A 20,536-nucleotide genomic window follows, 5' to 3' on the forward strand; every position below is an offset into this window, starting at 1 on the left:
GTCACTCGCCTCCCGCCCAGTAGGCGTCGCCGGGCGTGGTCTCGAAGACGGCGCGGCCGAGCACGTCGACGGCCTTCTCCAAGCCCTCGCGACTGCTCGTGAGCGCGTCCTCGTGCTCGATGCTGAGCGCGCCCTCGTACCCCGTCATGCGGAGCGCGGAGACGACGTCCTTCCAGTGCGCCTCGTCGTGCCCGTACCCGATGGAGCGGAACAGCCACGAGCGCTCGCTCGTGTCCGCGTAACTCGTCGTGTCGAGCACGCCCTTCCGGCGCGCGTGCTCGTCGTACACCTTCGTGTCCTTCGCGTGGACGTGATGGATGGCGTCCTCGCGACCGAGGACGCGGATGGCGTGCGTGACGTCGATGCCCTGCCAGTAGAGGTGGCTCGGGTCGAAGTTCGCGCCGACGCGGTCGTTCGTCGCCTCGCGCAGTCGCAGCATCCCGTCCGGTTCGTACACGAGCATGTTCGGGTGCATCTCGATGGCGAGGTCGACGCCGTGGTCGTCGGCGTGCGCCGCGAGGTCCCGCCAGTAGTCGACCGCGAGCTCCCACTGGAACTCGAGCGCCTCGGCGTGCTCCTCCGGCCACGGCGCAGTTATCCAGTTCGGCACCGAGCCGTCGGGACTCCCCGCCGGTAGCCCCGAGAAGCACGTCACCGTCCCGACGTCGAGCTGGTCGGCGAGGCGGACGGCCTCGCGGAGCTCGCGGTCCGCGCGGTCCGCGCGCTCGCCGTCGGGATGCAGCGGGTTGTTGTGCGTCGCGAGCGCGCTCACCCGGAGGTCGTGCGCGTCCAGCGTCTCCCGCAGCGCCGCGTGCGCGCGTTCGTCGTCGAGCACGGCCTCGCGGTCGAGGTGGTCCTCGCCGGGGAACCCCCCGCAGCCGAGTTCGACCGCGTCCACCCCGATACCCGCGAGGTAGTCGAGTGCGTCGTCGAGCGATTCGTCACCGAGCGGAACCGTGAGTACGCCGATGTCCATGCTGGTTGAAGGTCGTCGTCGCGTGGTTTCTGCGCTGCGATGCGTTCAGTCGTCGGCCTCGGCCGCGAGGCCGTCCGCGAGGTCGACCGCGCCGCCGGTCGCCGCGGACTCGTAGATGGCGGCGACGACCCGCTGGACAGCGAGCGCCTCCGCGACCGTGTTCGTCCCCGGCGGGTCGCCCGCCGCGACCGCCTCCACGAACCGCCGGCCTTCGGTGCGGTGCGCGGGGTCGCCGTCGGTCGTCACCGTCGTGTCCGTGAACTGCGGGCCGCCGACGTCGTCGACGCCGTAGATGGTGAGGGACTCCTCGGTTCGGTCGAGCGCCGCGCCCGCCTCGGTTCCCTCGACGACGTACGCCGTCTCAGGCGGCCGGTTCGCGGCCCACGACGTCTCGAGTGCGATCGTCTGGCCGTCCGCACACCGGAGGAGCGCGTGCGCGGAGTCGTCGACGGTGAACTCGCCGCTGCCGTCTTCGCCCCACATCTCGAGGTACGTGTACTCCTCGCGGCCGCCGAACGTCGACCGCGTCGTCCCCGCGACCTCCACGACCTCCGGGAAGTCCATGAGGTGCAGCGCGAGGTCGATGGCGTGCGCGCCGATGTCGATGAGCGCCCCGCCGCCGGCGGCGTCCGCGTCCGTGAACCAGGACCCGCGACCCGGGACGCCACGGCGCCGGACGTAGCTCGCGTCCACGTGATAGAGGTCGCCGAGGCGGCCGTCGTCGACGCGCGCCTTCAGCGCGCGGACCTCCGGCGCGAACCGGTTGTGGAACCCGACCATGCAGAACCCGTCGGCGGTGCGCGCGCTCGCCGCGATGCGCTCCGCGCTCTCGACGGTATGCGCGAGCGGTTTCTCCACGAGGACGTCCAGGCCCGCGTCGAGCGCGCTCACGACGTACTCCTCGTGGAAGCAGTTCGGCGTCGTCACCACGACCGCGTCCACCGTCTCGTACAGCGCGTCGGCGTCCCCGAACGTCCGCACGTCGTAGTCGTCGCCGAACGCCTCGCGAGCGTCAGCGTCGATGTCCATGCCACCAGCGAGCGTCACCGGGACGCCCTCGTCGGCGAGCGCCGCGAACTGGTCGGCGTGATGGCGCGCGATGCCACCAAGCCCTACGATTCCGATACGTACCGTGTCTCGTTCGTGCATCGTGTGTTGGTCTCTCCGTCGTGTACCGAACGTCGGCTCGTTCAATCTATCGGTCGCGTCGGTTGTTCGACTCCCTCGGTCCCACCGATTCGTCGGCTCCGCCGATCGCGTCGGTTGTTCGACTCCGTCTCCGGCGGTGCGGACGCTCGTGCGTCGCGGCTGCCAGTGCGCGCTCGACGCATCGCCGACGCAACGCTTTTGACGTGTAGGGTAACCTACCGGTATGTCCACGCACACGACAACGGACGCTTCGACGCTCGAGTACGGACCGACGGCCGTCGTCGCTCGAACCGCTCTCGTCGGGGTGCTCGCCGGCCTCGCGTTCGGCGTCCTCATCCAGTTCCAGCTCGGTCGGATGACCGTCATCGGCGCGATGTACACGCTCGGCGAGCCGTCACTCACCGTCGGCTGGATCGCGCACGTCTTCCACGCCGCGCTCTTCGGCGCGTTCTTCGGCGTCGTCGTCGACACCGGCGTCCTCCGCGAGCACGCCACGCGGCTCGCACCCGCTATCGGGCTCGGTGCCGCGTTCGCGGCCGCGCTCTGGGTCGTCAACATCGGACTCGTCTGGCCGCTCTGGCTGAACGCCGTCAGCTTCGGGACCGACATCCCACTCCCGAACCTCGCCGTGATGCCGCTCGTCGGCCACCTCGTCTGGGGGATTCTCCTGGGTGCCGGCACCGCAATCGCGCTCTCGCGCTGAGAAACAGGCAGTCAGTTCGTCCGGCGACTCAGGAGAGGAGTTCGACGAGCAGTGCCTTCTGGACGTGCAGGCGGTTCTCGGCCTGCTGCCAGACGAGCGAGCGCTCGCTCTCGATGGCTCCGTCGGTGACCTCCTCGCCGCGGTTCGCGGGGAGACAGTGCATGAACTTCGCGTCCGCGGCCTCGAGGACGTCCTCGGTGACGGTCCAGCCGTCGAAGGCCTCGCGCTTCTCGTCGGCCTCGCCCATGCTCACCCAGACGTCCGTCTCGACGACGTCCACGTCCGCGACTGCTTCGTCGAAGTCGGTCGTCACCGTCGGTGCGGGACCGAGCGCGGCCGCGCGGTCGAGCACGTCGTCGTCGAGCGCGTGCGCTTCGGGCGTGGCTATCGTGCAGTCGACGCCCGCCATCGCGCACGCCACGGTGAACGACGCGGCGACGTTGTTCCCGTCGCCGACCCACGCCACGCTGACGTCGTCGAACCCGTCGAACGCCTGGCGGATGGTGAGGAGGTCGGCGAGCGCCTGACACGGGTGCGCGTCGTCCGTGAGCGCGTTCACCACGGGGACGTCCGCGTACGCGGCGATGGTCTCCAGGGCCGCGTGGTCGAAGGTGCGGATGGCGAGCGCGTCGGCGTACCCCGAGAGCGCTCGCGCGGTATCCTTGAGGGGTTCGCCGTGCCCGAGGTGCGTCGCGTCCGGCCCGAGGAACACCGCGTGCCCCCCGAGCTGGGTCATCCCCGTCTCGAAGCTCATCCGCGTTCTCGTGGACGGCTTCTCGAACAGCATCCCGAGCGTGTGCTCGGGGAGGTCCAGGTGGGGGTTCCCGGCGGCGAGCATGTGCTCGTAGTTCGCGGCCGCGTCGAGGACGTCGTGGAACGTCTCCACGCTGAGGTCGTCCACGTCGAGGACGTGCTGTGGTGGCTCTGGACTCGATCCGGTCGGGGCGTCTGGTGTCGGCGTGCTCATGGTGATGTGGTCGTCGGCTGGTGGTTACTGGAGGTCGCTGGCGACCGACTCGAGGACCGCGACGGCGCGGTCGTAGTCGGCGAGCGCGAGGTGTTCGTCGGGCGAATGGTCGAGCGTGGAGTCGCCGGGGCCGTACGTGGCCACCGGGCAGTCCCACGCCGCGTCGTAGAGGTTCGCGTCGGCGGTCCCGGTCTTCCGGAGGAGACTCGGCGAACCGCCTGCCGCTCGGATCGCGGTTCGGAACGCGCGACCGAGTTCCGTCCGGGGACTCGCGATGTGGGCGGGGATTGCGTCCCCGAACTCGACGACGCCACGCTGCGTGACCGCGTCGACGGTCGCCTCGATGTCGTCGGCGTCGGTCCCCGGGGGGATGCGGAACTGGCAGTCGACCTCGGCCGTCACGGCGTTCCCACCGGGTTCGGTGCCGGCGTCGACCATCACGGGCTTCACGGTCACCGTGTCGAACACGCTCGGGTCGTCGCACGCGTTCGCACCGGGTCCGAGCGGGCTCTCGAAGGCGTCCTTGACGTCCTCGACCCACGCGGTCGCGTGCTCGACGGCGTTCAGGTCGGGGAGCGACGAGTGCGCGGCCTCGGTCGCGACCTCGTAGGTCGCGGCGACGAACCCGCGGTAGCCGAGCGTCAGCGCCGACCACCCGGAGGGTTCGCCGTTCACGACGACGTCGGGCGCGTCGCGGTCCGCGACGAGGTGATGGGCGCCCGCGCTCGTCGTCTCCTCGCTGACGACGCCGACGAAGGACACGCCGGTCTCGACCGCCGCCACGGCCATCGCGGCGAGTGGCCCGGTCGCGTCGACGCTCCCGCGACCCCAGAGGGTCGCGTCGTCGTCGACGAGCGCGGTCCCGTCGGTCGGGAGCGTCACGTCGTCGCCGCCGGCGTCGTTCACGACCGTCTCGGCGTCCGTGAGGTTCGCGTCCGCGTCCGTGATGCACGTCGGGACGTCCCCGGGGACGGTGTCGACGTGGCTCGTGAAGAGCAGGGCGTCGTCCGCGGGTGCGCGAACGTTCCCGACGTCGTCGAGCCAGACCTCGCGGTCGTGGGACTCGAAGAACGCCGCGAGCCGCTCGGCGGCCGCCGCCTCCTCGCCCGACGGCGAGGGCGTGGCGACGAGGTCCGCGACGAGCTCGCGCGCTTCGGCCGTCGAGACCTCGCTGGTGGCCACGGCCGAACCGTCCGCGGTCGCACCGGTCGCGTCCGCGTTCGTCATCATGCACTCACCTCCGCGAGCACCGCTTCGAGCGCGCCGACGACCGCGTCCGCGTGCGCTTCCGTCGCCGTCAGCGGCGGGAGGAGGCGGACGACGGTGCGGCCCGCGGGCAGCGCGAGCACCTGGTGCTCGATGGCCAGGCCCTTCAGGAGGCGGTTCGCGCCGCGTTTCACCTCGACGCCGACCATGAGCCCCTCCCCGCGGACGTCGCGGACGGGGAGTTCGGCCAGCGACTCCTGGAGGTGCGCGCCCACGGTCGTGGCGTTCTCGGCGAGAGCCTCGCCTTCGACGACGTCGAGCGTCGCGGTCGCCGCCGCGGCGACCAGGGGATTCCCGGAGAACGTCGACCCGTGGGAGGCAGCGCCCTCGGCGATCCAGTCCGCGCAGACGGTCGCGCCGAGCGGGAGTCCGCTCGCCAGGCCCTTGGCCGCGGTGAGGATGTCGGGCGTCACGTCGCGCGCCTGGCACGCCCAGTGCGTGCCGGTGCGGCCGACGCCGGTCTGTATCTCGTCGAGTATCAGCGCGGCACCGGTGTCGTCCGTGACGTCCTGGGCCGCCTGTAGGTACCCCTCGGGTGCGGGATGCACGCCGCCCTCGCCCTGGACGGGTTCGAGGATGACCGCCGCGGTCTCCTCGTCGACCGCCTCCGCCAGGGCGTCCGCATCGCCGTAGTCGACGAACTCGACGCCGGGCATCACGGGCTCGTACGGCGCCTTGTACTTCGCCTTCCAGGTCGCCGCGAGCGCACCCATCGTCCGCCCGTGGAACGCGCGCTTGGCCGCGACGACCTTCTCCCGGCCGGTCGCCGAACGCGCGAACTTCAACGCCGCCTCGTTCGCCTCCGTCCCGGAGTTACAGAGCCAGACGTTGTCCAGGCCACCGGGCGCGAACGACGCGAGGCGCTCGTAGAGCACGTCGCGCGTCCCGTTCCCGTAGCTCGCCTGCGCGTACAGCAACTCGCCGGCCTGGGACTGCACGGCGTCCACGACCTCGGGATGACAGTGCCCGGCGGGCGTGCACGCGTAGCTCGCGCCGAAGTCCAGGTACTCGGTGCCCGAATCGGCGTAGAGGTGGACGTCCTCGCCGCGCTCGATGCTGATTGGTTTCTCCGAGAACACGAACCCGCTCATTGCGCCGACACCTCCGCGTCGGCGTCGTCGGCTTCGAGCTCGAGCGCCGACGGCAGGATGGTCGTGGCGTCGCCGTCGAGCGCGCTCGTCACGGGCGCGTCCGCGTTCGCGGTCGCGACCGCGACGCTCGCCGCACCGCCCTCCAGCGCTTCGCGAGCGGCCATGACCTTCTTCGTCATGAACCCCTCGGCAGCGTCCTCGAGGGCGGCCCAGTCGTCGGCCGTGGCGACCGCGTCGATGCGCGTGCTCGCGTCGTCGGGGTCAGCGTAGACGCCCGCGACGTCCGTGAGGACGACGAGGTCCGCGCCGAGCGCGCCCGCGATGGCGGCCGCCGCACGGTCAGCGTCCGCGTTCACCGGCAGCCAGACGTCGCCGTCCTTCCCGGCCATCGGGACGGTCGCGACGGGCGTGTACCCGCCCGCGAGCAAGGTCTCGAGGAGGTCCGCGTTCACCTGCTTGATGGTCCCGGAGTGGTCGCCGCGCCGGATCTTCTTCTTGCCGTCCTCCTGGACGCGCACCGCGGACTTCCGCGGGCCCGCCAGGAGCTTGCCGTCGACGCCGGAGAGCCCGACCGCGTCCACGCCCTCGTTGACGAGGCCCGCGGTCAGGTCCGTGTTCAGCTTCCCGGGCAGCACCATCTCGAAGACCTCCATCGTGCGCTCGTCCGTGAACCGCCCGACGACGCCACCAGGGGTCTCGACGTACTCGGGCTCCTCCCCGAGTGCCTCGAGCGTCTCGTCGACCGCCGTCGACCCGCCGTGGACGACCACGACGTCCTCGCCGGACTCGACGAGGTCGGCCACGTCCGCGAGCGCACCGTCCGGGTCGACCGCGCGAGCGCCACCGATCTTGACGACCGTGGTCATGGTCAGGGACTCCCCACGGGGTGCAGGCCCGCGAACTCGAGGCCCGCGGTCTCCTCGAACCCGAGCGCGACGTTCGCCGCGTGGACTGCCTGCCCGGCCGAGCCCTTCACGACGTTGTCGATGGCGGAGAACACCACGACGCGCTCGTTCGACGCGTCGAGCTCGAACCCGACCTCGGCGTGGTTCGTGCCCGCGACCGCCTTCGGTTCCGGGTAGCGGTACGTCCCGGAGCCGCCGGCCTGCATGCGGACGAACGGTTCGTCGTCGTACTCGCCGCGGTACGCCTTCCAGAGGTCGCCGTTGCTCACCGGGCCGTCGGGGAAGACGTGACAGGTCGCGCTCGCGCCGCGGACCATGTCCACGGCGTGGCACGTGAACGATACTGACTGCCCCAACCACTGCTCGATCTCGGCCTCGTGGCGGTGCCCGGTGGGTGCGTACGGACGCACGACCCCGGAGCGCTCCGCGTGCGAGGACGCTGCGCCGCCGCCGGCGCCGCCCTCGCTGGAGCCGACCTTCACGTCCACGACGACGTCCGCGCCGTCGAGGATGCCGGCCTCCGCGAGCGGGTAGAGCCCGAGGATGGTCGCGGTCGCGTTACAGCCACCGGACGCGATGACGTCCGCGCCCGCGAGGTTCTCGCGGTTCACCTCCGGGAGCGCGTACTGCGCGACGTCGAGCTTCTCCGGGCAACTGTGGCCGTCGTACCACTCGTCGTACTGCGCTTCCGTATCGAGGCGGAAGTCAGCGGAGAGGTCGACGACGAGCTCCGCGGCGTCCTGATAGTCGTCGATGTGCTCCATCGTGACCCCGTGCGGGGTCGCCGTGAACAGCACGTCCACGGACTCGAGGTCGCCGGGCTGCGAGAACCGGAGGTCCGTGCCGCGCAGCGGCGGATGGACGCTCCCGACGCTCTTCCCGGCGTACTCGCGCGAGGTGGCCTGCGAGAGCTCGAACTCGGGGTGCCCCGCGAGCAAGCGCAGGAGTTCACCGCCCGCGAACCCGCTCGCGCCGACGATGCTCGCCGACACCGCCTCGGTGTCGACGTCCACGTCCCCCGTGGGTGTGGCAGCCATCAGTCCGACACCTCCGCGACCGCCTCCTCGGCGTCCGCGTCGTCCTCGGTCGCGTACGCGTCGGCCTTCGCTTCGAGCCAGTCGACGACCTTCGCGGGGACGTCGACGTCGACGGCCTCGTTCAGCGCCTTGAACTCGACGGTGTGGTTGACCTCGTGGACGGTGTAGTTCCAGTCGGTCTGGTCGCCGTCGGTCTCCATGAGGTCGACGCCCAGCAGGCCGCCGCCGACCGCGTCGCTCGCCATCTCGACGAGTTCCTTCGCTTCGTCGTCGAGCTCGAACGGCTCGGTGTCCGCGCCCTTCGCGGCGTTCGTCAGCCAGTGGTCGCCCGAGCGCGCCATCGCCGCGACGGGCTCGCCGTCCACCGCCAGCACGCGCACGTCGCGGCCGGGCTTCTCGACGAACTCCTGGACGTAGAAGACCTTGTGCTCGTAGTGCCCGAGCGTCGCCTTGTGCTCGAGGATGGCTTCGGCGGCGCTCTTCGAGTCGATCTTCGCCATCAGGCGCCCCCACGAGCCCATCACGGGCTTGAGGACGCAGGGGTAGCCGAACTCCTCGATGATCTCCATCGCCGCGTCCGTCGTGAACGCGGTCTTCGTCGTCGGCGTCGGGACGCCAGCGGCCGCGAGCGCGAGCGAGTTCTCGACCTTGTCCGCGCACGTCTCGGCGGTCGCCGCCGAGTTCACGACGGGGACGCCGTACTGCTCGCAGAACTTCGTCGCGTACAGGCTCCGCGAGGTCGCCATGCAGCGGTCGACGACGAGGTCGAGGCCGTCGAACGCCTCGGGGGCCTCGGTGAGGTCGAACGTCTGCTTGCGGACGTCGATCTTCGTGACGTCGTGCCCGCGGTCGCGCAGCTCCGAGAGCAGGAGCTTCTCGTCCGTCCGGATGCGCGAGTAGAGGACGCCGACGTTCACCTCGTCCACCTCGCGTTCGCGGTCGCGTCCTGCGTGGGCTCGTCGTCGGTCATCGTCGAGTCTTGGGTGGTGGTCTCGGGGTGTGTCGTGGCTGTCGTCTGCACGTTCACTCCCCCCAGTCCTCTTCCAGCTCGGGGGCCTTCTCGAGGACCGGCGGGGAGACGTCTATCACTTCGAGCTCTGCGCCGCAGGTGGTGCAGTCGACGATCTCTCCGGCTTCCGCGTCGTCGTGCAGCGCCACGTCGGCGCCGCACTCGGTGCATGTCGTCATCGTACCCGGTACTCCCGGCCGGAAGAACATAAACCTTCCGAACTTACCAAATAACTTATACTACGTAGAGAACACTCTAACGGTACTGAGAAAGCAAAATTCGCCATCGAACCCGAACCATATATCAGGTTACTTTGAATAGCTGCCCCGTGGTGGGGCTGGTGGCAGTCGGCCTCGCACGCCTCGCTCACGACCCGCGTCCACAGCGGTCGCGCGAACCGCCGCCGCGACCGCACTCGCCGCCTCAGACATACGTCGACACCTCGTCCTGGAGCGTCTCGTGCGCCAGCGCGAGCGCGTCACGCTTCCCCTCGACCGCCGCCTCGTCGCCCGACAGCGCCTCCGCCGCCGACGCGACCCCCGACGCCACCGCCTCCGGCGCCGGGCCACCGACCGAATCGCGCATCGCGACGTTCGCCTCGGGGTCCAACGCCTCGGCGACCGTCGCCTCGTCCGCGTACGCCGTCATGGGCTCGCCGAGCACGTCCTCGACGACCGCCGCGATCGTCTCCACGCTCGGCGCGTCCCCCTCGGCGTCCTCGCTCGCCGTCGCCAGGACCTCGTGGGCCTGCCGGAACGGCACGTCAGCCATCGCGAGCACGTCCGCGACCGCCGTCGCCGTCGAGAAGCCCTCGCCAGCAGCCTCTGCGAGCGCCTCCGCAGGCCACTCCGCGGTCGCGACGGCGCCGGCCGCGACCGACGTCGCCTCGGTGACTGCATCGATAGTCGACCACACGTGCGGCGTCGCGTTCTGCAGGTCGCGATTGTACGCCCGCGGCAGGCCCTTCAGCGTCGACAACAACCCGTTCAATCCCGCGCTCGCGTCCCCGGCGGTCGCGCGAACGAGCTCGAGCGTGTCCGGGTTCTTCTTCTGGGGCATGATCGAGGACGTCGACGAGTACGCGTCGTCGAGCTCGACGAACCCGCGGTTCGAGAATATCACGAGGTCCTCGGCGAGCCCCGACAGGTGCGTCGCGACGTTCGCGAGCGCCGACGCCACCTCGACGAGGTGGTCGCGCGCCGCGACCGCGTCCGTCGCGTTCGCCACGACCCCCGAGAACCCGAGCAACTCGGCAGTCCGACTCCGGTCCACGTCGAACGGCGTCCCCGCGAACGCCGCCGCACCCAACGGGGACTCGTTCACGCGGTCGTACGCGTCCAGCAACCGGTCGGCGTCGCGGGCGAGCGCACCAGCGTACGAGAGCGCCCAGTGCCCGACCGTCGTCGGCTGCGCCGACTGCAGGTGCGTGTACCCCGGCATGAGCGTCTCTGCCTCCGCGTCCGCGACCTCGACGAGCGCCGCACGCGCGTCGTTCACCGCATCGAGCGCGTCCAGCACGTCCTCGCGGAGCCGATACCGGATGCACGTCGCGACCTCGTCGTTCCGCGACCGCGCCGTGTGCATCTTCCCGCCGACGTCGCCCGCGATGGCGATGACCTTCGACTCGATCGCCTCGTGGACGTCCTCGCCGTCGGGAAGTCCCTTGTGCTCCTCGACCTCCACGACGTTCAACGCCTGGAGGATCTGGCCGGCCTCGTCGTCGTCGACGATGCCCCGTTCCGCGAGCATCACGACGTGCGCGCGGTCGACCGCCAGATCAGCTTCGAAGATGCGGTCGTCCGCCGCCATCGACGACAGGAACCCGCGCGCCGGCCCGCCACTGAACCGCTCGCCGCGGACCGCCGTCCCGCCGTCGGTCGCGCTCGCATCGTCGCCCTCGACGAATTCGCCGTCGCCGTCGCTGGCGTCACCGGTCGTCTTCGCCGTGCGGTTGTCGCGGAACTCCGTCATCAGTCGTCGGCTGTGAGCGTCGTCTCCTCGGTGGACTCCTCGGACTCGGTCGTCTTCGCGCTCGCCGAGTTCGCGAGACGGTCCTGGAACCCGTGGTACTTCGCGACGCCCGTCGCGTCCGCCTGCTCGATGCCGTCCACGGTCGACGTGTCGAACGACGCCGCCGACTCGGAGTACACCGCGTGCTCGCTGTCGCGACCGACCGCACGCGCCTGGCCCGCGGCGAGCTTCACCGTCACCGTGCCCTCCGTCTTCTCGCTCACGACGTCGAGGAACCCGCCGAGCGCCTGCGAGAGCGGCGAGTGCACGAGGCCCTCGTAGGCCTTCTGTCCCCACTCGTCGTCCACGGTCGCCTTGAAGTCGCGCTCGTCCTTCGTCAGCACCAGCCCTTCGAGGGACTCGTGGGCCGCGTGCAACACGGTCGCGGCGGGGTGCTCGTAGTTCTCGCGGACCTTCAGGCCGAGCATGCGGTCCTCCATCATGTCCGTGCGGCCGACGCCGTACGCGCCGGCGAGCGCGTTCAGGTACTCGATGACTGCGACCGGTTCCCCGGTCGCGACCGCCGTCGTCGCCTCGTCCGCGTCAGCGGCCTCCGTCACCGCGTTCGCGGCCGTCTCCTGCACGGACTCGGGGCCCTCGAGCACCGAGATACCCGTCGGGAGGCCGTTCGCGAACCCGATCTGGACGAGCGTCGGCTCCGTCACCTTCCCGGGCTCGGTCGTCCAGTCGTAGATGTCCTCCGGCGGCACGTACGCCGGGTCCTCGAGGTCCTTGCCCTCGACGCTACGGCTCCAGAGGTTCGTGTCGATACTCCAGTCGCCCTCGTTCCCGCCCTCCACCGGGAGGTCGAGCTCGGCGGCGTACGCCTGCTCGAACTCGCGCGTCAACCCGAGTTCGCGAACGGGCGCGACGACGTTCATGTCCGTGTCGCGCCACACCGCCTCGAAACGCAACTGGTCGTTGCCCTTCCCCGTGCAACCGTGCGCGATGCCGTCCGCGCCGACGTCCGCCGCGACCTCCGCGATGGCCTCCGCGATGACCGGACGCGCGAGCGCCGTCCCGAGCGGGTACCCCTGGTAGGTCGCGTTCGCCGTCACGGACTCGAAGCAGAGGTCCGCGAACTCCTCGGTCGCGTCGACCACGTAGTGCTCGAGGTCGAGCGCCTCGGCGGTCTCCTCCGCCTCCACGAACTCCGCCTGGGGCTGGCCGACGTCGACCGTGACGCCGACGACCTCGTCGTACCCGTAGAGGTCCTCCAGGAGCGGGACGCAGACCGTCGTGTCCAGGCCGCCCGAGAACGCGAGCGCGACCTTCCCGCCATCTACCTTCTGGACGTGCGTCGTGTCGAGGTTGTCTTCCGCGTACTGTGCGCCAGTGGCTGCCGTGTCGCCGGATGTGGTATCGTCGTGTGTCATGTGGTGTCGATGTGCGTGACGGCGGAACCGCCGTCGTCGAAGTGGTCGAAGTGGAATGCGCCGCGAGTCGAGAAAGTAGTGTAAGTGGCCCTAACGGGCCGGTCGCGGCGTTCGAAGGGACACGGCAGCACCGCTCGCGGAGACCGCGAACGCAGACGTACGGTGCTGAACCATCGTGGAGATACATACCGTGTACATACTACTAAAGCTTGGCGGGTCGGCAAGGCTTGACCCTCACACGTGCACGATAACCCGTCACACACTAGCGCGATTTTGCCGGGTCTTTAAGCCGATAGCCCCAGTGAGAGCGCATATGCTCGGAAATCGCGCCGGAATCGAGGTCGAGGACCTCCTCAAGATCGTCCTCATCCTCGTCGTCGTCTGGATCGTCCTCGAGATACTCGGGATGATACTCGGCACCATCGGCTGGCTGCTCGGCCCGCTCCAGCCGCTACTGGGCGTCGTCATCCTCATCCTCATCGTCCTCTGGCTCCTCGACCGGCTCTAAGCGAGGGGCTTACACGCCTCGACGGCCACCACACGCACGTGTACAGCCTGAACGTCCCCGTCCCGGGACGGGTCCGCCGGCTCGCGAGCGACCTCCACCCCCAGCTCGTCGCGTTCGCACACCACCCCAGCGACCACACGCTCCTCGCGAAACGCCTCGACGCCACGACGCCCAGCGACCGCCACCGCGTCCAACGCCAAGTACGGGACGCACTCAGCGGCCTCCCGCCGTTCGCCGTCCGCGTCGACGGCATCGACTACTTCGCGAACCCGACGTCGGGCACCGGCCCCGTCGTCTACCTCACCGTCGACTCCCCCGGCCTCCACGAGGTCCACGACCGCCTCGTCGACGCACTCGGGAGCCTCGACGGCCTCGGCGGCGACGACTACGTCCCCCACGTCACGCTCGCCCGCGACGGCCCCACGGACGCCGCCGAACGCGCCGCGACCGTCGACGTCGACCCCATCGAGTGGTCCGTCGAACGCCTCCAGTTCTACGACGCCCACCTCGAAGAACCAGCCGGCGAGATACGCCTCCCCGCGTGAGCGACTGCGCCGGCCCACCCGAGCGATCACGCCTCCCGGCTAGCGCCCTCAGAACAGGTGCTCGCGGAGGAACGTGCGCTGCCGGCGCTCGTAGCGCTCGCCCCAGTCGCCCGCGTACGGCGTCACGTGCCCGCCGCCCTCGCCCGTGACGAGCGACACCGCCATCCCCGCGTCCTCGGCGGCCGCGACGTACCGCTCGGCCTGCTCGTAGGCGACGACGCGGTCCGCCGTCCCGTGATACAGGAGCGCCGGCGGGTCGCCCGAATCGAGGTGCGTGACCGGGGACGCCTGCGTGCGCTGGGGCTCGCACTCGCGGTCCTCGCACCCGAGGAACCGCCGGACGAGCGTCCCACCGACGCCGCCGTCGCCCTCGACGGTGAAGTCGTACACGCCACTCACCGACACCACGCACGACGCCCGCGCCGCGCGAGCACTCACGCCCGCGGGCCGCAGGTTCGGGACGTCGGGCGCTGCCGCGACGAGCGTCGACAGGTGCCCGCCCGCCGACTCGCCCGTCAACCCAACGCGCTCGGGGTCGACCCCGAGCGCGGCCGCGTGCTCGCGACACCACGCCATCGCCGCGACTACGTCCCGCACCGGCTTCGGGTACGACGCCGTCCCGCTCAACCGATAGCCGACCGACGCGAACGCCGCGCCCGCCGAGAGCGGCACGCGCCTGAACCGCCCACCGCCCTTCGACCCGAACGCCCACGCCCCACCGTGAACGTGCACCACGAGCGGCACCCGCCCCTCGGCGTCCCGCGGCCGATAGTAATCCAACCGAAGTCGACCATCCTCCGTGTCGCGGAAGGGGACGTCCCGGTACACCGTCGCCAGCTCCGTCTCCGCGTCGGGCTCGCCGAGGACGCCCGACTCCGAAGACGTCGTCGACTCGGTCGTCGTCGCCGCCGTCTCGGAATCCGTCACCGCAGTCGTCCGCGTCGTCGACTTCACGGCCGACGCCGACGAACGCTCCGTCGACTCGCCGTCCGTACACCCGGCCAGCACGACGACACCACCAGCCCCAGCGATACCGAGCGCACGCAACAAGCCACGGCGCGTCGAACTCATGGTTCCACGCTACCGACGCCGGCAACAAATGACCTCGGGTTCCCGTCACCGGGTCCGCCCTGGCTCGCGGGCGTCGCCCGCTCGCCTCGCTCACGGGCCGCAAAACGTGGGCGAAAAGTCGCAGGCGGAAGGTCAGGGCGTGGGCGGCCCGTCGGGGCCGTACGCGTCCATATCTTGATAGAAGTTCAGCATCGCGAACTTGAGTTTCGTCGGGCCGATGTCGACCATCTCCTCGCGCTCGTGGCTCGGGAACGTGTCGTGGACGCTGTACTTCCCCATCTCGTGCTCGCTCTTCGCCGTATACCGCTCGTCCAGCAGCACGCGGACGCCGAAGTCCTCGGGCGACCGGATGACCCTCCCGAGCGCCTGCCGGGTCTTCCGGACCGTCGGGATCTCCACCGCGTACCGCCAGCCGTCCTGCTCCGGGTCACGGTTCCCGAACGCCTCCCCGTACGCGCGCTGGACCGCCTCCGCGCGGTCGTCCAGGTGCGGGTACGGCACGCCGACGACCACGACCGACCGTGCGTCGTCACCGTCGAAACTCACGCCCTCCGCGAGCGTCCCCCACAGCGACGTCAACAGGACCGCGTCGTCGTCGTTCGTGAACGCCGTCCGCGCATCCTCCGCACTCACGCCCGCCTCGTCGAGGTACACCGTCGAATCGACCTTCGGGTGCTCGCGCAACCGCTGGGCGTACCGCTCGGCCTCCGCGTAGTTCGGGAAGAACGCGAGCGTGTTCCCCGGCGTGAACCGCACCACGTCCGCGAGCGTCTCCCCGTAGCGCTCCTGGACCGGTACCTTGTCGCGCTTGCTCGCGAACAACGCCGGCGTCCCCACCGCGAACGTCCGCCGGCGCTCCTGCGGGAACGACAACCCGTACTCCATCTCCACCGGCGACTGGAGTCCCAGGACCTCGCCCGCGACGCCGAAGGGCTGCAGGGTCGCACTCATCAGGACGTTCGCGTGCGTCTCCCCGAACAACTCGCTCGTCACGTCCTGCGGGATGCACGTGTACAACTCCACGCGCCCGTACACGTCGTCGGTTCCCTGGTCGCGCCGCACCGCCGACACGGGATACTTCCCCTGCTCCGTCGACTCCTGCATCCACGTCCCCACGAACCGCGCCGCCTGCAAGGTCTGGCACTCCTGGCGCGTCGTCGCCTCCCCGCGCTTGTACGCCTCCTCGTACTCGTCGTCCAACTCCTGGCCGAACTGCACCGCCGCCTCCAGGTCCTGCTGGTAGCCCTGGCCCGTGTACCCCTGGAGGAACGCCATCGTCAGGTCGTCCCGACCGTCCTCGTTCGCGATCGTGACGTCCTCCCAGTCCTCGCCGACGCGCTCGCGCTCCCCGAACCCCATCGCGTCCTCGTAGGTCTCCACGAGCGCATCACGGAACGCCTCCAGGACGTTCGCTGCCCGGTCAGCGCGCGGGTCGTCGCTGTCCGCACACTCCTCCAGCGCGCTATCGAGCGTCTGCTCCGTGAGCGTCCGCGTCGCGTGATCCCTCGCGGCGTCCTCGACGTTGTGCGCCTCGTCGAACACCGTGATGACCTCCCCGGGGTCGCGGCCGAGCCACCGGAAGAACTGCTCGCGGATCATCGGGTCCAGGAGGTGATGGTAGTTCGCGACGACGAGGTCCACGCCCTCGATGCCCTCCTTCAGGAGCTCGTAGCCACAGAACCCCTGCGCGCCAGCGTGCTCGAAGATCTCGTCGGGCGTCCGCACGTCCGCGAACAACCACTCGTAGAACCCGTCCGTGTCCGCGGTGAGGTTCTGCAGGTAGTGATCGCAGACGTTCGCGTCGTCCACGTCGTCGATCGCGCCCTGGAGGGACTGGATCTCGTTCACGACCGCCGCCCGCGCCTCCTGGGCCTCCTGAGCTTTCTGCGAGCCATCGTCGCCCTCGCGAACCTCGTCCAGGAGCTCCTCCTGGCGTTCCTCCAACTGCTCGACGTCCTCGCGTTTCTCGACGAGGTCCCGCGTCGTATCCCGTAACGCCTGGCACTCCTCGTACCCGACGTCGATGTGGCACATCGACGCCTTCCCCTTGAACACGACCGCGCGGATCGCCTCCTCGCGCGTGATCTCGCTCGCCTCCGTCACGAACTGGCGCATCTGCTGGTGGACGTCCGTCGTGATGACCACCGTCTTCCCCGCCTCACGCGCGTACTCGAGCGCCGGCACGAGCGCGGACAGCGTCTTCCCCGTCCCACACGCGCCCTCGAAGAGGACGTCCTGGCCGCGCGAAAGCGCGTTGTAGATGCGGTCCATCGCCTCCCGCTGGTTCGCGTACGGCTCGTCGTACGGGAAGAACCGCATGTACGCGTCCGTATCCGCAGTCACACCAACGCGTTGCGCGCAATCAGGCAAAAGGGTTCGCCCGACTGCCCGCACGAGCATCCGGGGCCCCCCAGGCCGGCGGGTCGCATTAACGTGGTGACCGCTCGCAGAAAGGCTGCTACAGGTCCGCGCCGACGGCGTCCTCGATGGTGTCGAAGCCGTCGCGTTCCAGTAACTCGAGGAGGCCGCGGTTGATGTCGCGTGCAAGCCCGGGGCCCTCGTAGACGAGCGCCGTGTACAGTTGGACGAGCGATGCGCCTGCGCGGATCTTCGCGTACGCGCCCTCGGCGTCCGAGACCCCGCCGACGCCGACCACGGGGACGTCCGTGCGCTCGGCGACGAACCGGACGAGTCGCGTCGACGCATCCTCGATCGGTTTCCCGGACAAACCTCCAGTCTCACTCGCGTGCGCGCTCGCGAGGGACTCGGGGCGGTCCGTCGTCGTGTTCACCGCGACCACGCCGTCGAGGTCGAACTCGTCGACGAGTTCGAGCGCGTCCTCGAGCGCGGGCTCGGGGAGGTCCGGGGAGAGCTTCACGAGGAGTGGACTCGCGCCCGCGTCAACGAGTTCGCGGAAGATCGCCGCCAGCTCGTCCTTGTTCTGGAGGTCGCGGAACCCCTCCGAGTTCGGGCAGGAGACGTTCACGACGAAGAAATCCCCGCCGTCGGCCACGCGCTCGTACGTGTACCGGTAATCCGCGGGTGCGTCAGCCATCGACGCAACCTCCGACTTCGCGAGGTTCACGCCTACGGGGACCGACGCCGCCACGTCCTCGCGGAGACGCCGCCCCACCGCGTCCGCCCCCTGGTTGTTGAGGCCCATCCGATTCACGATCGCCTCGTCCTCCCGCAAGCGGAACATCCGCGGACGCGGATTCCCCGGCTGGGCCTCCGCAGTCACCCCACCGACCTCGACGAACCCGAACCCCAGCGCAGCCAGCCCGCCGACGACCTCCGCGTTCTTGTCGAACCCGGCCGCCACACCGACCGGATTCGGGAACGACTCACCGAACGCCGCCACCCGCAACCGGTCGTCGTCCACCACGAACCGCCGCCGCAAGACCGACGCGACAGGCGTCCCGTCGACCGCACGCAGCGCCGACTTCCCGGCCCCATGCGCCGTCTCCGCCGGCAACGAGAACAACAACGGCCGAACGGCGTCGTAGAACGTCATCACACGTCACGCGGCGGCGAACGTGCATAAACGTCCCGGGAACCGACCGTGCGAGCACCCTGCGACCCAGGGGTCGCCAGTCCCGCGACGAAGCGAGAACCGACCACGAGAGCAGCCGACGACCCCGACGTCGATGACTCCAGTCGAGAAGAGATCGGGTATCGGCGTCGTCGCTGTTCTCGGAACCCGCGGAGACCGAGGAACGCGTCGCTCGCCGGATTACGGTGTCGAGGATACGACGGCGACTGGTACGTTAGAACTCGTGTTCGACTTCGTCCTGATCGGCCTTCTGGATGATTATCTTCCCATCCCGTACGCGCACGAACACCTCGTCGCCGATGTCCATCCCCGCAACCGCCAGTTCGTCCTCGTGGAGGTTGATATGGACGTTGTGGTACTCGCCGTTCTCGTCTTTCGCGCCACTCGGGCTCAACTTCTTTTTCCGTACCATCGCCGAGGTCTAGTTCGACTGTTCGCTACAGCACGTACTTAAGTGTTTTCTACACCGCAGGCGTCGGGGTGACCGCGCGCGAGCAATCTACGGCCCGTATCACCCCCGAATCCGGCCGACCTGCCCCCCTCGTTACCCCCTCCATTTATCAATGGTTCCGTCGCCGTCCCTCGATTCCGGGGATATCTTTATGGTTAGCCGTGTGTTCCATTGGCATGGAGCGAAATCATGGTACGTGAAGATGGAAAGCGCAATTTCGCGCTTCGAGACCAGAGTGGCGACGAAACCAGCGTGTTCTCAGGCAACACGCCCCGACAAGCAGCACTGAAAGCAGCACGGCGCCTCGAACCAGCACAAGGCGAAGAGAACGCCGAGAAGACCGAACTCCGCCTTCGAGAGAAAGGCACCGACAAAGTCCACATCTACGACGGCTGGGCCTGGAACGAACAAGCCCCGGACGACAAACCCGACTGGATGCCCGACGAAATCACCGAAGCAAACGTCTCGAAGAAACGCATCGAACACCTCGAAGAATAACACTCCCCCCACCTTTCTCGACCGACACGCATACGACCCTCGCGGGCGAACCTCGCCATCGCGCGGGCACCACCCGACCCGACCGACCGCACCACGCGTGGAATGACCCGTCGGCCTCCACCCGCGCAACACAACACACACCAACAGCACCCGGTACACCCACCACGAACACCCAGAACGACCCGCTCGACCACCGCACCGTCACACACCCCTCGCTTCTCGCGCACGCGGACGCTCTCCGGTCCCGCACCACCACAGTACCTCCAGTCTCAGCCTACCACAGTACCGCGCCCAACCCCACCCCAGCCCCAGCCGCCACCCCAGACACCCCACGCTCAACCATCCCAGGGCCAACACCGACCCAGACCCACCATCACGCACACGACACGCTCCACCCCCAACACCCAACAGACACACGCCCCACCAGACGATCCCCTCCCTGGGCCACCCCAACGCGCCCTCCTCCACACCACCGACGTCCACTTACATAACAGACTACGCGTACGCGCGTCCCCCGAAAATCCGTGCGAAACCACCCCACGTGAACACGATGCCAATGGCCGAACGGAACGACGGCCTTAAATGTATCACTCCCATCGGTATGGATGCGAACAAGGTGGCGCACGACGCCACCCCCTCCGGCCGCGACCCGGCACGGAGGCAGGAACACCCCGGTCCACACACGGGACATCAACGAAACGACGCCCTTAAGTGAAACAGGCGATTTCGTTGTGATGTGAACGCCCCGCCGGAATGAACTTCGGCGTTGGGCGAATCCGACGCCCTTAAGTGGAAACGGGGATTCGGATACGACGCACACGACACACCGAGATTCGGGGCACGTTCAACTCGTGCCCCAATCCCGGACGTGTTCGGCGAATACCACTCGCCGAACGGAGCAACTCCGAAGGGCTTATGTCCCTTCCCGGAATATGCTCAAGTCCGGAAGGAAATGAGGATTCCGCCCCTGCGGTCCGCCGTCAAGACGGAATCTGATGTTAGCCCTGGTAGTTCGGTGACGCCCGATCGGCCGACTCGATCTGGATCACCGAACTCGGACCACGCAATGCAATAGATGGAACACACTCAATCGAGTGTGTCCCGCCATACCCCCCGAGCCTTGAGCTCGGGACCATTCCGGTTGATCCTGCCGGAGGCCATTGCTATCGGAGTTCGATTTAGCCATGCTAGTCGCACGAGTTCATACTCGTGGCAGATAGCTCAGTGACACGTGGCCAAACTACCCTATGGATCAGAACAACCTCGGGAAACTGAGGCTAATTCTGAATAACGCTCTATGCCTGGAATGGCTTGAGCCGGAAATGCTACGGCGCCATAGGATGTGGCTGCGGCCGATTAGGTAGACGGTGGGGTAACGGCCCACCGTGCCCATAATCGGTACGGGTTGTGAGAGCAAGAGC

19 protein-coding genes and 1 rRNA gene are annotated in these 20,536 nt (G+C 69.0%); 5 read left to right on the forward strand and 15 right to left on the reverse strand.

Annotated elements, in window-relative coordinates:
* Window position 1: 1 nt before the first annotated feature.
* Together LI336_RS16485 and LI336_RS16490 are read right to left on the reverse strand one after the other, a co-directional pair.
* On the reverse strand, window positions 2–976 hold the full coding sequence (locus LI336_RS16485) for a sugar phosphate isomerase/epimerase family protein (protein WP_227134241.1): 975 nt from the start codon (window positions 974–976) through the stop codon (window positions 2–4).
* A gap of 45 nt (window positions 977–1,021) precedes the next feature.
* Window positions 1,022–2,125, reverse strand: a complete 1,104-nt coding sequence (locus tag LI336_RS16490; protein ID WP_227134242.1) for a Gfo/Idh/MocA family protein — start codon at window positions 2,123–2,125, stop codon at window positions 1,022–1,024.
* Between the two features lie 223 nt (window positions 2,126–2,348).
* On the opposite strand from LI336_RS16490, the gene LI336_RS16495 reads away from it, so the two are divergent.
* Entirely contained in the window at window positions 2,349–2,828 is a 480-nt protein-coding gene (locus tag LI336_RS16495) for a hypothetical protein (RefSeq protein WP_227134243.1), read from the forward strand.
* Between the two features lie 28 nt (window positions 2,829–2,856).
* Here LI336_RS16495 and argF read toward each other — a convergent pair whose 3' ends face one another.
* From argF to argG, 9 genes are all read right to left on the reverse strand, one after another.
* On the reverse strand, window positions 2,857–3,795 hold the full coding sequence (gene argF, locus LI336_RS16500) for an ornithine carbamoyltransferase (RefSeq protein ID WP_227134244.1): 939 nt from the start codon (window positions 3,793–3,795) through the stop codon (window positions 2,857–2,859).
* A gap of 24 nt (window positions 3,796–3,819) precedes the next feature.
* Window positions 3,820–5,022, reverse strand: coding sequence for a [LysW]-lysine hydrolase (locus LI336_RS16505; RefSeq protein ID WP_227134276.1), 1,203 nt, complete (start codon window positions 5,020–5,022; stop codon window positions 3,820–3,822).
* Window positions 5,022–6,152 carry an aspartate aminotransferase family protein gene (locus LI336_RS16510; protein ID WP_227134245.1) on the reverse strand — a complete coding sequence of 377 codons (1,131 nt, stop codon included), beginning with the start codon at window positions 6,150–6,152 and terminating at the stop codon, window positions 5,022–5,024. Before LI336_RS16510 ends, LI336_RS16505 begins: the two co-directional genes overlap by 1 nt.
* On the reverse strand, window positions 6,149–7,018 hold the full coding sequence (locus LI336_RS16515) for an acetylglutamate/acetylaminoadipate kinase (protein WP_227134246.1): 870 nt from the start codon (window positions 7,016–7,018) through the stop codon (window positions 6,149–6,151). Before LI336_RS16515 ends, LI336_RS16510 begins: the two co-directional genes overlap by 4 nt.
* A gap of 2 nt (window positions 7,019–7,020) precedes the next feature.
* Window positions 7,021–8,094: an N-acetyl-gamma-glutamyl-phosphate reductase gene (gene argC, locus LI336_RS16520; RefSeq protein ID WP_227134247.1), complete on the reverse strand. Its 1,074-nt coding sequence runs from the start codon at window positions 8,092–8,094 to the stop codon at window positions 7,021–7,023.
* Window positions 8,094–9,011 carry a lysine biosynthesis protein LysX gene (gene lysX, locus LI336_RS16525; protein WP_227134277.1) on the reverse strand — a complete coding sequence of 306 codons (918 nt, stop codon included), beginning with the start codon at window positions 9,009–9,011 and terminating at the stop codon, window positions 8,094–8,096. The genes argC and lysX overlap by 1 nt, the downstream gene beginning before the upstream one ends.
* 106 nt (window positions 9,012–9,117) lie before the next feature.
* Window positions 9,118–9,282, reverse strand: coding sequence for a lysine biosynthesis protein LysW (lysW, locus tag LI336_RS16530; RefSeq protein ID WP_166042218.1), 165 nt, complete (start codon window positions 9,280–9,282; stop codon window positions 9,118–9,120).
* A gap of 244 nt (window positions 9,283–9,526) precedes the next feature.
* On the reverse strand, window positions 9,527–11,074 hold the full coding sequence (gene argH, locus LI336_RS16535) for an argininosuccinate lyase (RefSeq protein ID WP_227134248.1): 1,548 nt from the start codon (window positions 11,072–11,074) through the stop codon (window positions 9,527–9,529).
* Window positions 11,074–12,489 (reverse strand): argininosuccinate synthase, encoded by a 1,416-nt coding sequence (argG, locus tag LI336_RS16540; RefSeq protein ID WP_227134249.1) that lies wholly within the window; start codon window positions 12,487–12,489, stop codon window positions 11,074–11,076. The genes argH and argG overlap by 1 nt, the downstream gene beginning before the upstream one ends.
* 313 nt (window positions 12,490–12,802) lie before the next feature.
* On the opposite strand from argG, the gene LI336_RS16545 reads away from it, so the two are divergent.
* Together LI336_RS16545 and LI336_RS16550 are read left to right on the forward strand one after the other, a co-directional pair.
* Window positions 12,803–12,997, forward strand: a complete 195-nt coding sequence (locus tag LI336_RS16545) for a DUF7554 family protein (protein ID WP_227134250.1) — start codon at window positions 12,803–12,805, stop codon at window positions 12,995–12,997.
* Between the two features lie 38 nt (window positions 12,998–13,035).
* Window positions 13,036–13,542: a 2'-5' RNA ligase family protein gene (locus LI336_RS16550; RefSeq protein ID WP_227134251.1), complete on the forward strand. Its 507-nt coding sequence runs from the start codon at window positions 13,036–13,038 to the stop codon at window positions 13,540–13,542.
* Between the two features lie 48 nt (window positions 13,543–13,590).
* Here the strand turns inward: LI336_RS16550 and LI336_RS16555 are convergent, their stop codons facing one another.
* From LI336_RS16555 to LI336_RS16570, 4 genes are all read right to left on the reverse strand, one after another.
* Complete coding sequence (locus tag LI336_RS16555) at window positions 13,591–14,613, reverse strand: alpha/beta hydrolase (protein WP_227134252.1); 1,023 nt, start codon at window positions 14,611–14,613, stop codon at window positions 13,591–13,593.
* Between the two features lie 132 nt (window positions 14,614–14,745).
* Complete coding sequence (locus LI336_RS16560) at window positions 14,746–16,932, reverse strand: ATP-dependent DNA helicase (RefSeq protein WP_227134278.1); 2,187 nt, start codon at window positions 16,930–16,932, stop codon at window positions 14,746–14,748.
* A 139-nt stretch (window positions 16,933–17,071) separates the two neighbouring features.
* Window positions 17,072–18,127, reverse strand: coding sequence for a quinone-dependent dihydroorotate dehydrogenase (locus LI336_RS16565; protein WP_227134253.1), 1,056 nt, complete (start codon window positions 18,125–18,127; stop codon window positions 17,072–17,074).
* Window positions 18,128–18,380: 253 nt separating this feature from the next.
* Entirely contained in the window at window positions 18,381–18,578 is a 198-nt protein-coding gene (locus LI336_RS16570; RefSeq protein ID WP_166042207.1) for a hypothetical protein, read from the reverse strand.
* A 228-nt stretch (window positions 18,579–18,806) separates the two neighbouring features.
* Here LI336_RS16570 and LI336_RS16575 point away from each other — a divergent pair, with 228 nt between their 5' ends.
* Both LI336_RS16575 and LI336_RS16580 read left to right on the forward strand, forming a co-directional pair.
* On the forward strand, window positions 18,807–19,115 hold the full coding sequence (locus LI336_RS16575) for a non-histone chromosomal MC1 family protein (RefSeq protein WP_227134254.1): 309 nt from the start codon (window positions 18,807–18,809) through the stop codon (window positions 19,113–19,115).
* A 1,134-nt stretch (window positions 19,116–20,249) separates the two neighbouring features.
* Window positions 20,250–20,536: ribosomal RNA gene (locus LI336_RS16580) — 16S ribosomal RNA — on the forward strand; the annotation flags it as partial.

Origin of the sequence: Halorubellus salinus (genome assembly GCF_020567525.1) — an archaeon.
Classification (GTDB): Archaea; Halobacteriota; Halobacteria; order Halobacteriales; family Natrialbaceae; genus Halorubellus; species Halorubellus salinus.

Coding starts and splice junctions, on each gene's coding strand:
- LI336_RS16485 (WP_227134241.1), bottom strand. CDS start 976: ATGGACATCGGCGTACTCACGGTTCCGCTCGGTGACGAATCGCTCGAC.
- LI336_RS16495 (WP_227134243.1), top strand. CDS start 2,349: ATGTCCACGCACACGACAACGGACGCTTCGACGCTCGAGTACGGACCG.
- LI336_RS16515 (WP_227134246.1), bottom strand. CDS start 7,018: ATGACCACGGTCGTCAAGATCGGTGGCGCTCGCGCGGTCGACCCGGAC.
- argC (WP_227134247.1), bottom strand. CDS start 8,094: ATGGCTGCCACACCCACGGGGGACGTGGACGTCGACACCGAGGCGGTG.
- LI336_RS16560 (WP_227134278.1), bottom strand. CDS start 16,932: ATGCGGTTCTTCCCGTACGACGAGCCGTACGCGAACCAGCGGGAGGCG.
- LI336_RS16545 (WP_227134250.1), top strand. CDS start 12,803: ATGCTCGGAAATCGCGCCGGAATCGAGGTCGAGGACCTCCTCAAGATC.
- LI336_RS16510 (WP_227134245.1), bottom strand. CDS start 6,152: ATGAGCGGGTTCGTGTTCTCGGAGAAACCAATCAGCATCGAGCGCGGC.
- LI336_RS16570 (WP_166042207.1), bottom strand. CDS start 18,578: ATGGTACGGAAAAAGAAGTTGAGCCCGAGTGGCGCGAAAGACGAGAAC.
- LI336_RS16565 (WP_227134253.1), bottom strand. CDS start 18,127: ATGACGTTCTACGACGCCGTTCGGCCGTTGTTGTTCTCGTTGCCGGCG.
- argH (WP_227134248.1), bottom strand. CDS start 11,074: ATGACGGAGTTCCGCGACAACCGCACGGCGAAGACGACCGGTGACGCC.
- argG (WP_227134249.1), bottom strand. CDS start 12,489: ATGACACACGACGATACCACATCCGGCGACACGGCAGCCACTGGCGCA.
- argF (WP_227134244.1), bottom strand. CDS start 3,795: ATGAGCACGCCGACACCAGACGCCCCGACCGGATCGAGTCCAGAGCCA.
- LI336_RS16575 (WP_227134254.1), top strand. CDS start 18,807: ATGGTACGTGAAGATGGAAAGCGCAATTTCGCGCTTCGAGACCAGAGT.
- LI336_RS16555 (WP_227134252.1), bottom strand. CDS start 14,613: ATGAGTTCGACGCGCCGTGGCTTGTTGCGTGCGCTCGGTATCGCTGGG.
- LI336_RS16490 (WP_227134242.1), bottom strand. CDS start 2,125: ATGCACGAACGAGACACGGTACGTATCGGAATCGTAGGGCTTGGTGGC.
- lysW (WP_166042218.1), bottom strand. CDS start 9,282: ATGACGACATGCACCGAGTGCGGCGCCGACGTGGCGCTGCACGACGAC.
- LI336_RS16505 (WP_227134276.1), bottom strand. CDS start 5,022: ATGACGAACGCGGACGCGACCGGTGCGACCGCGGACGGTTCGGCCGTG.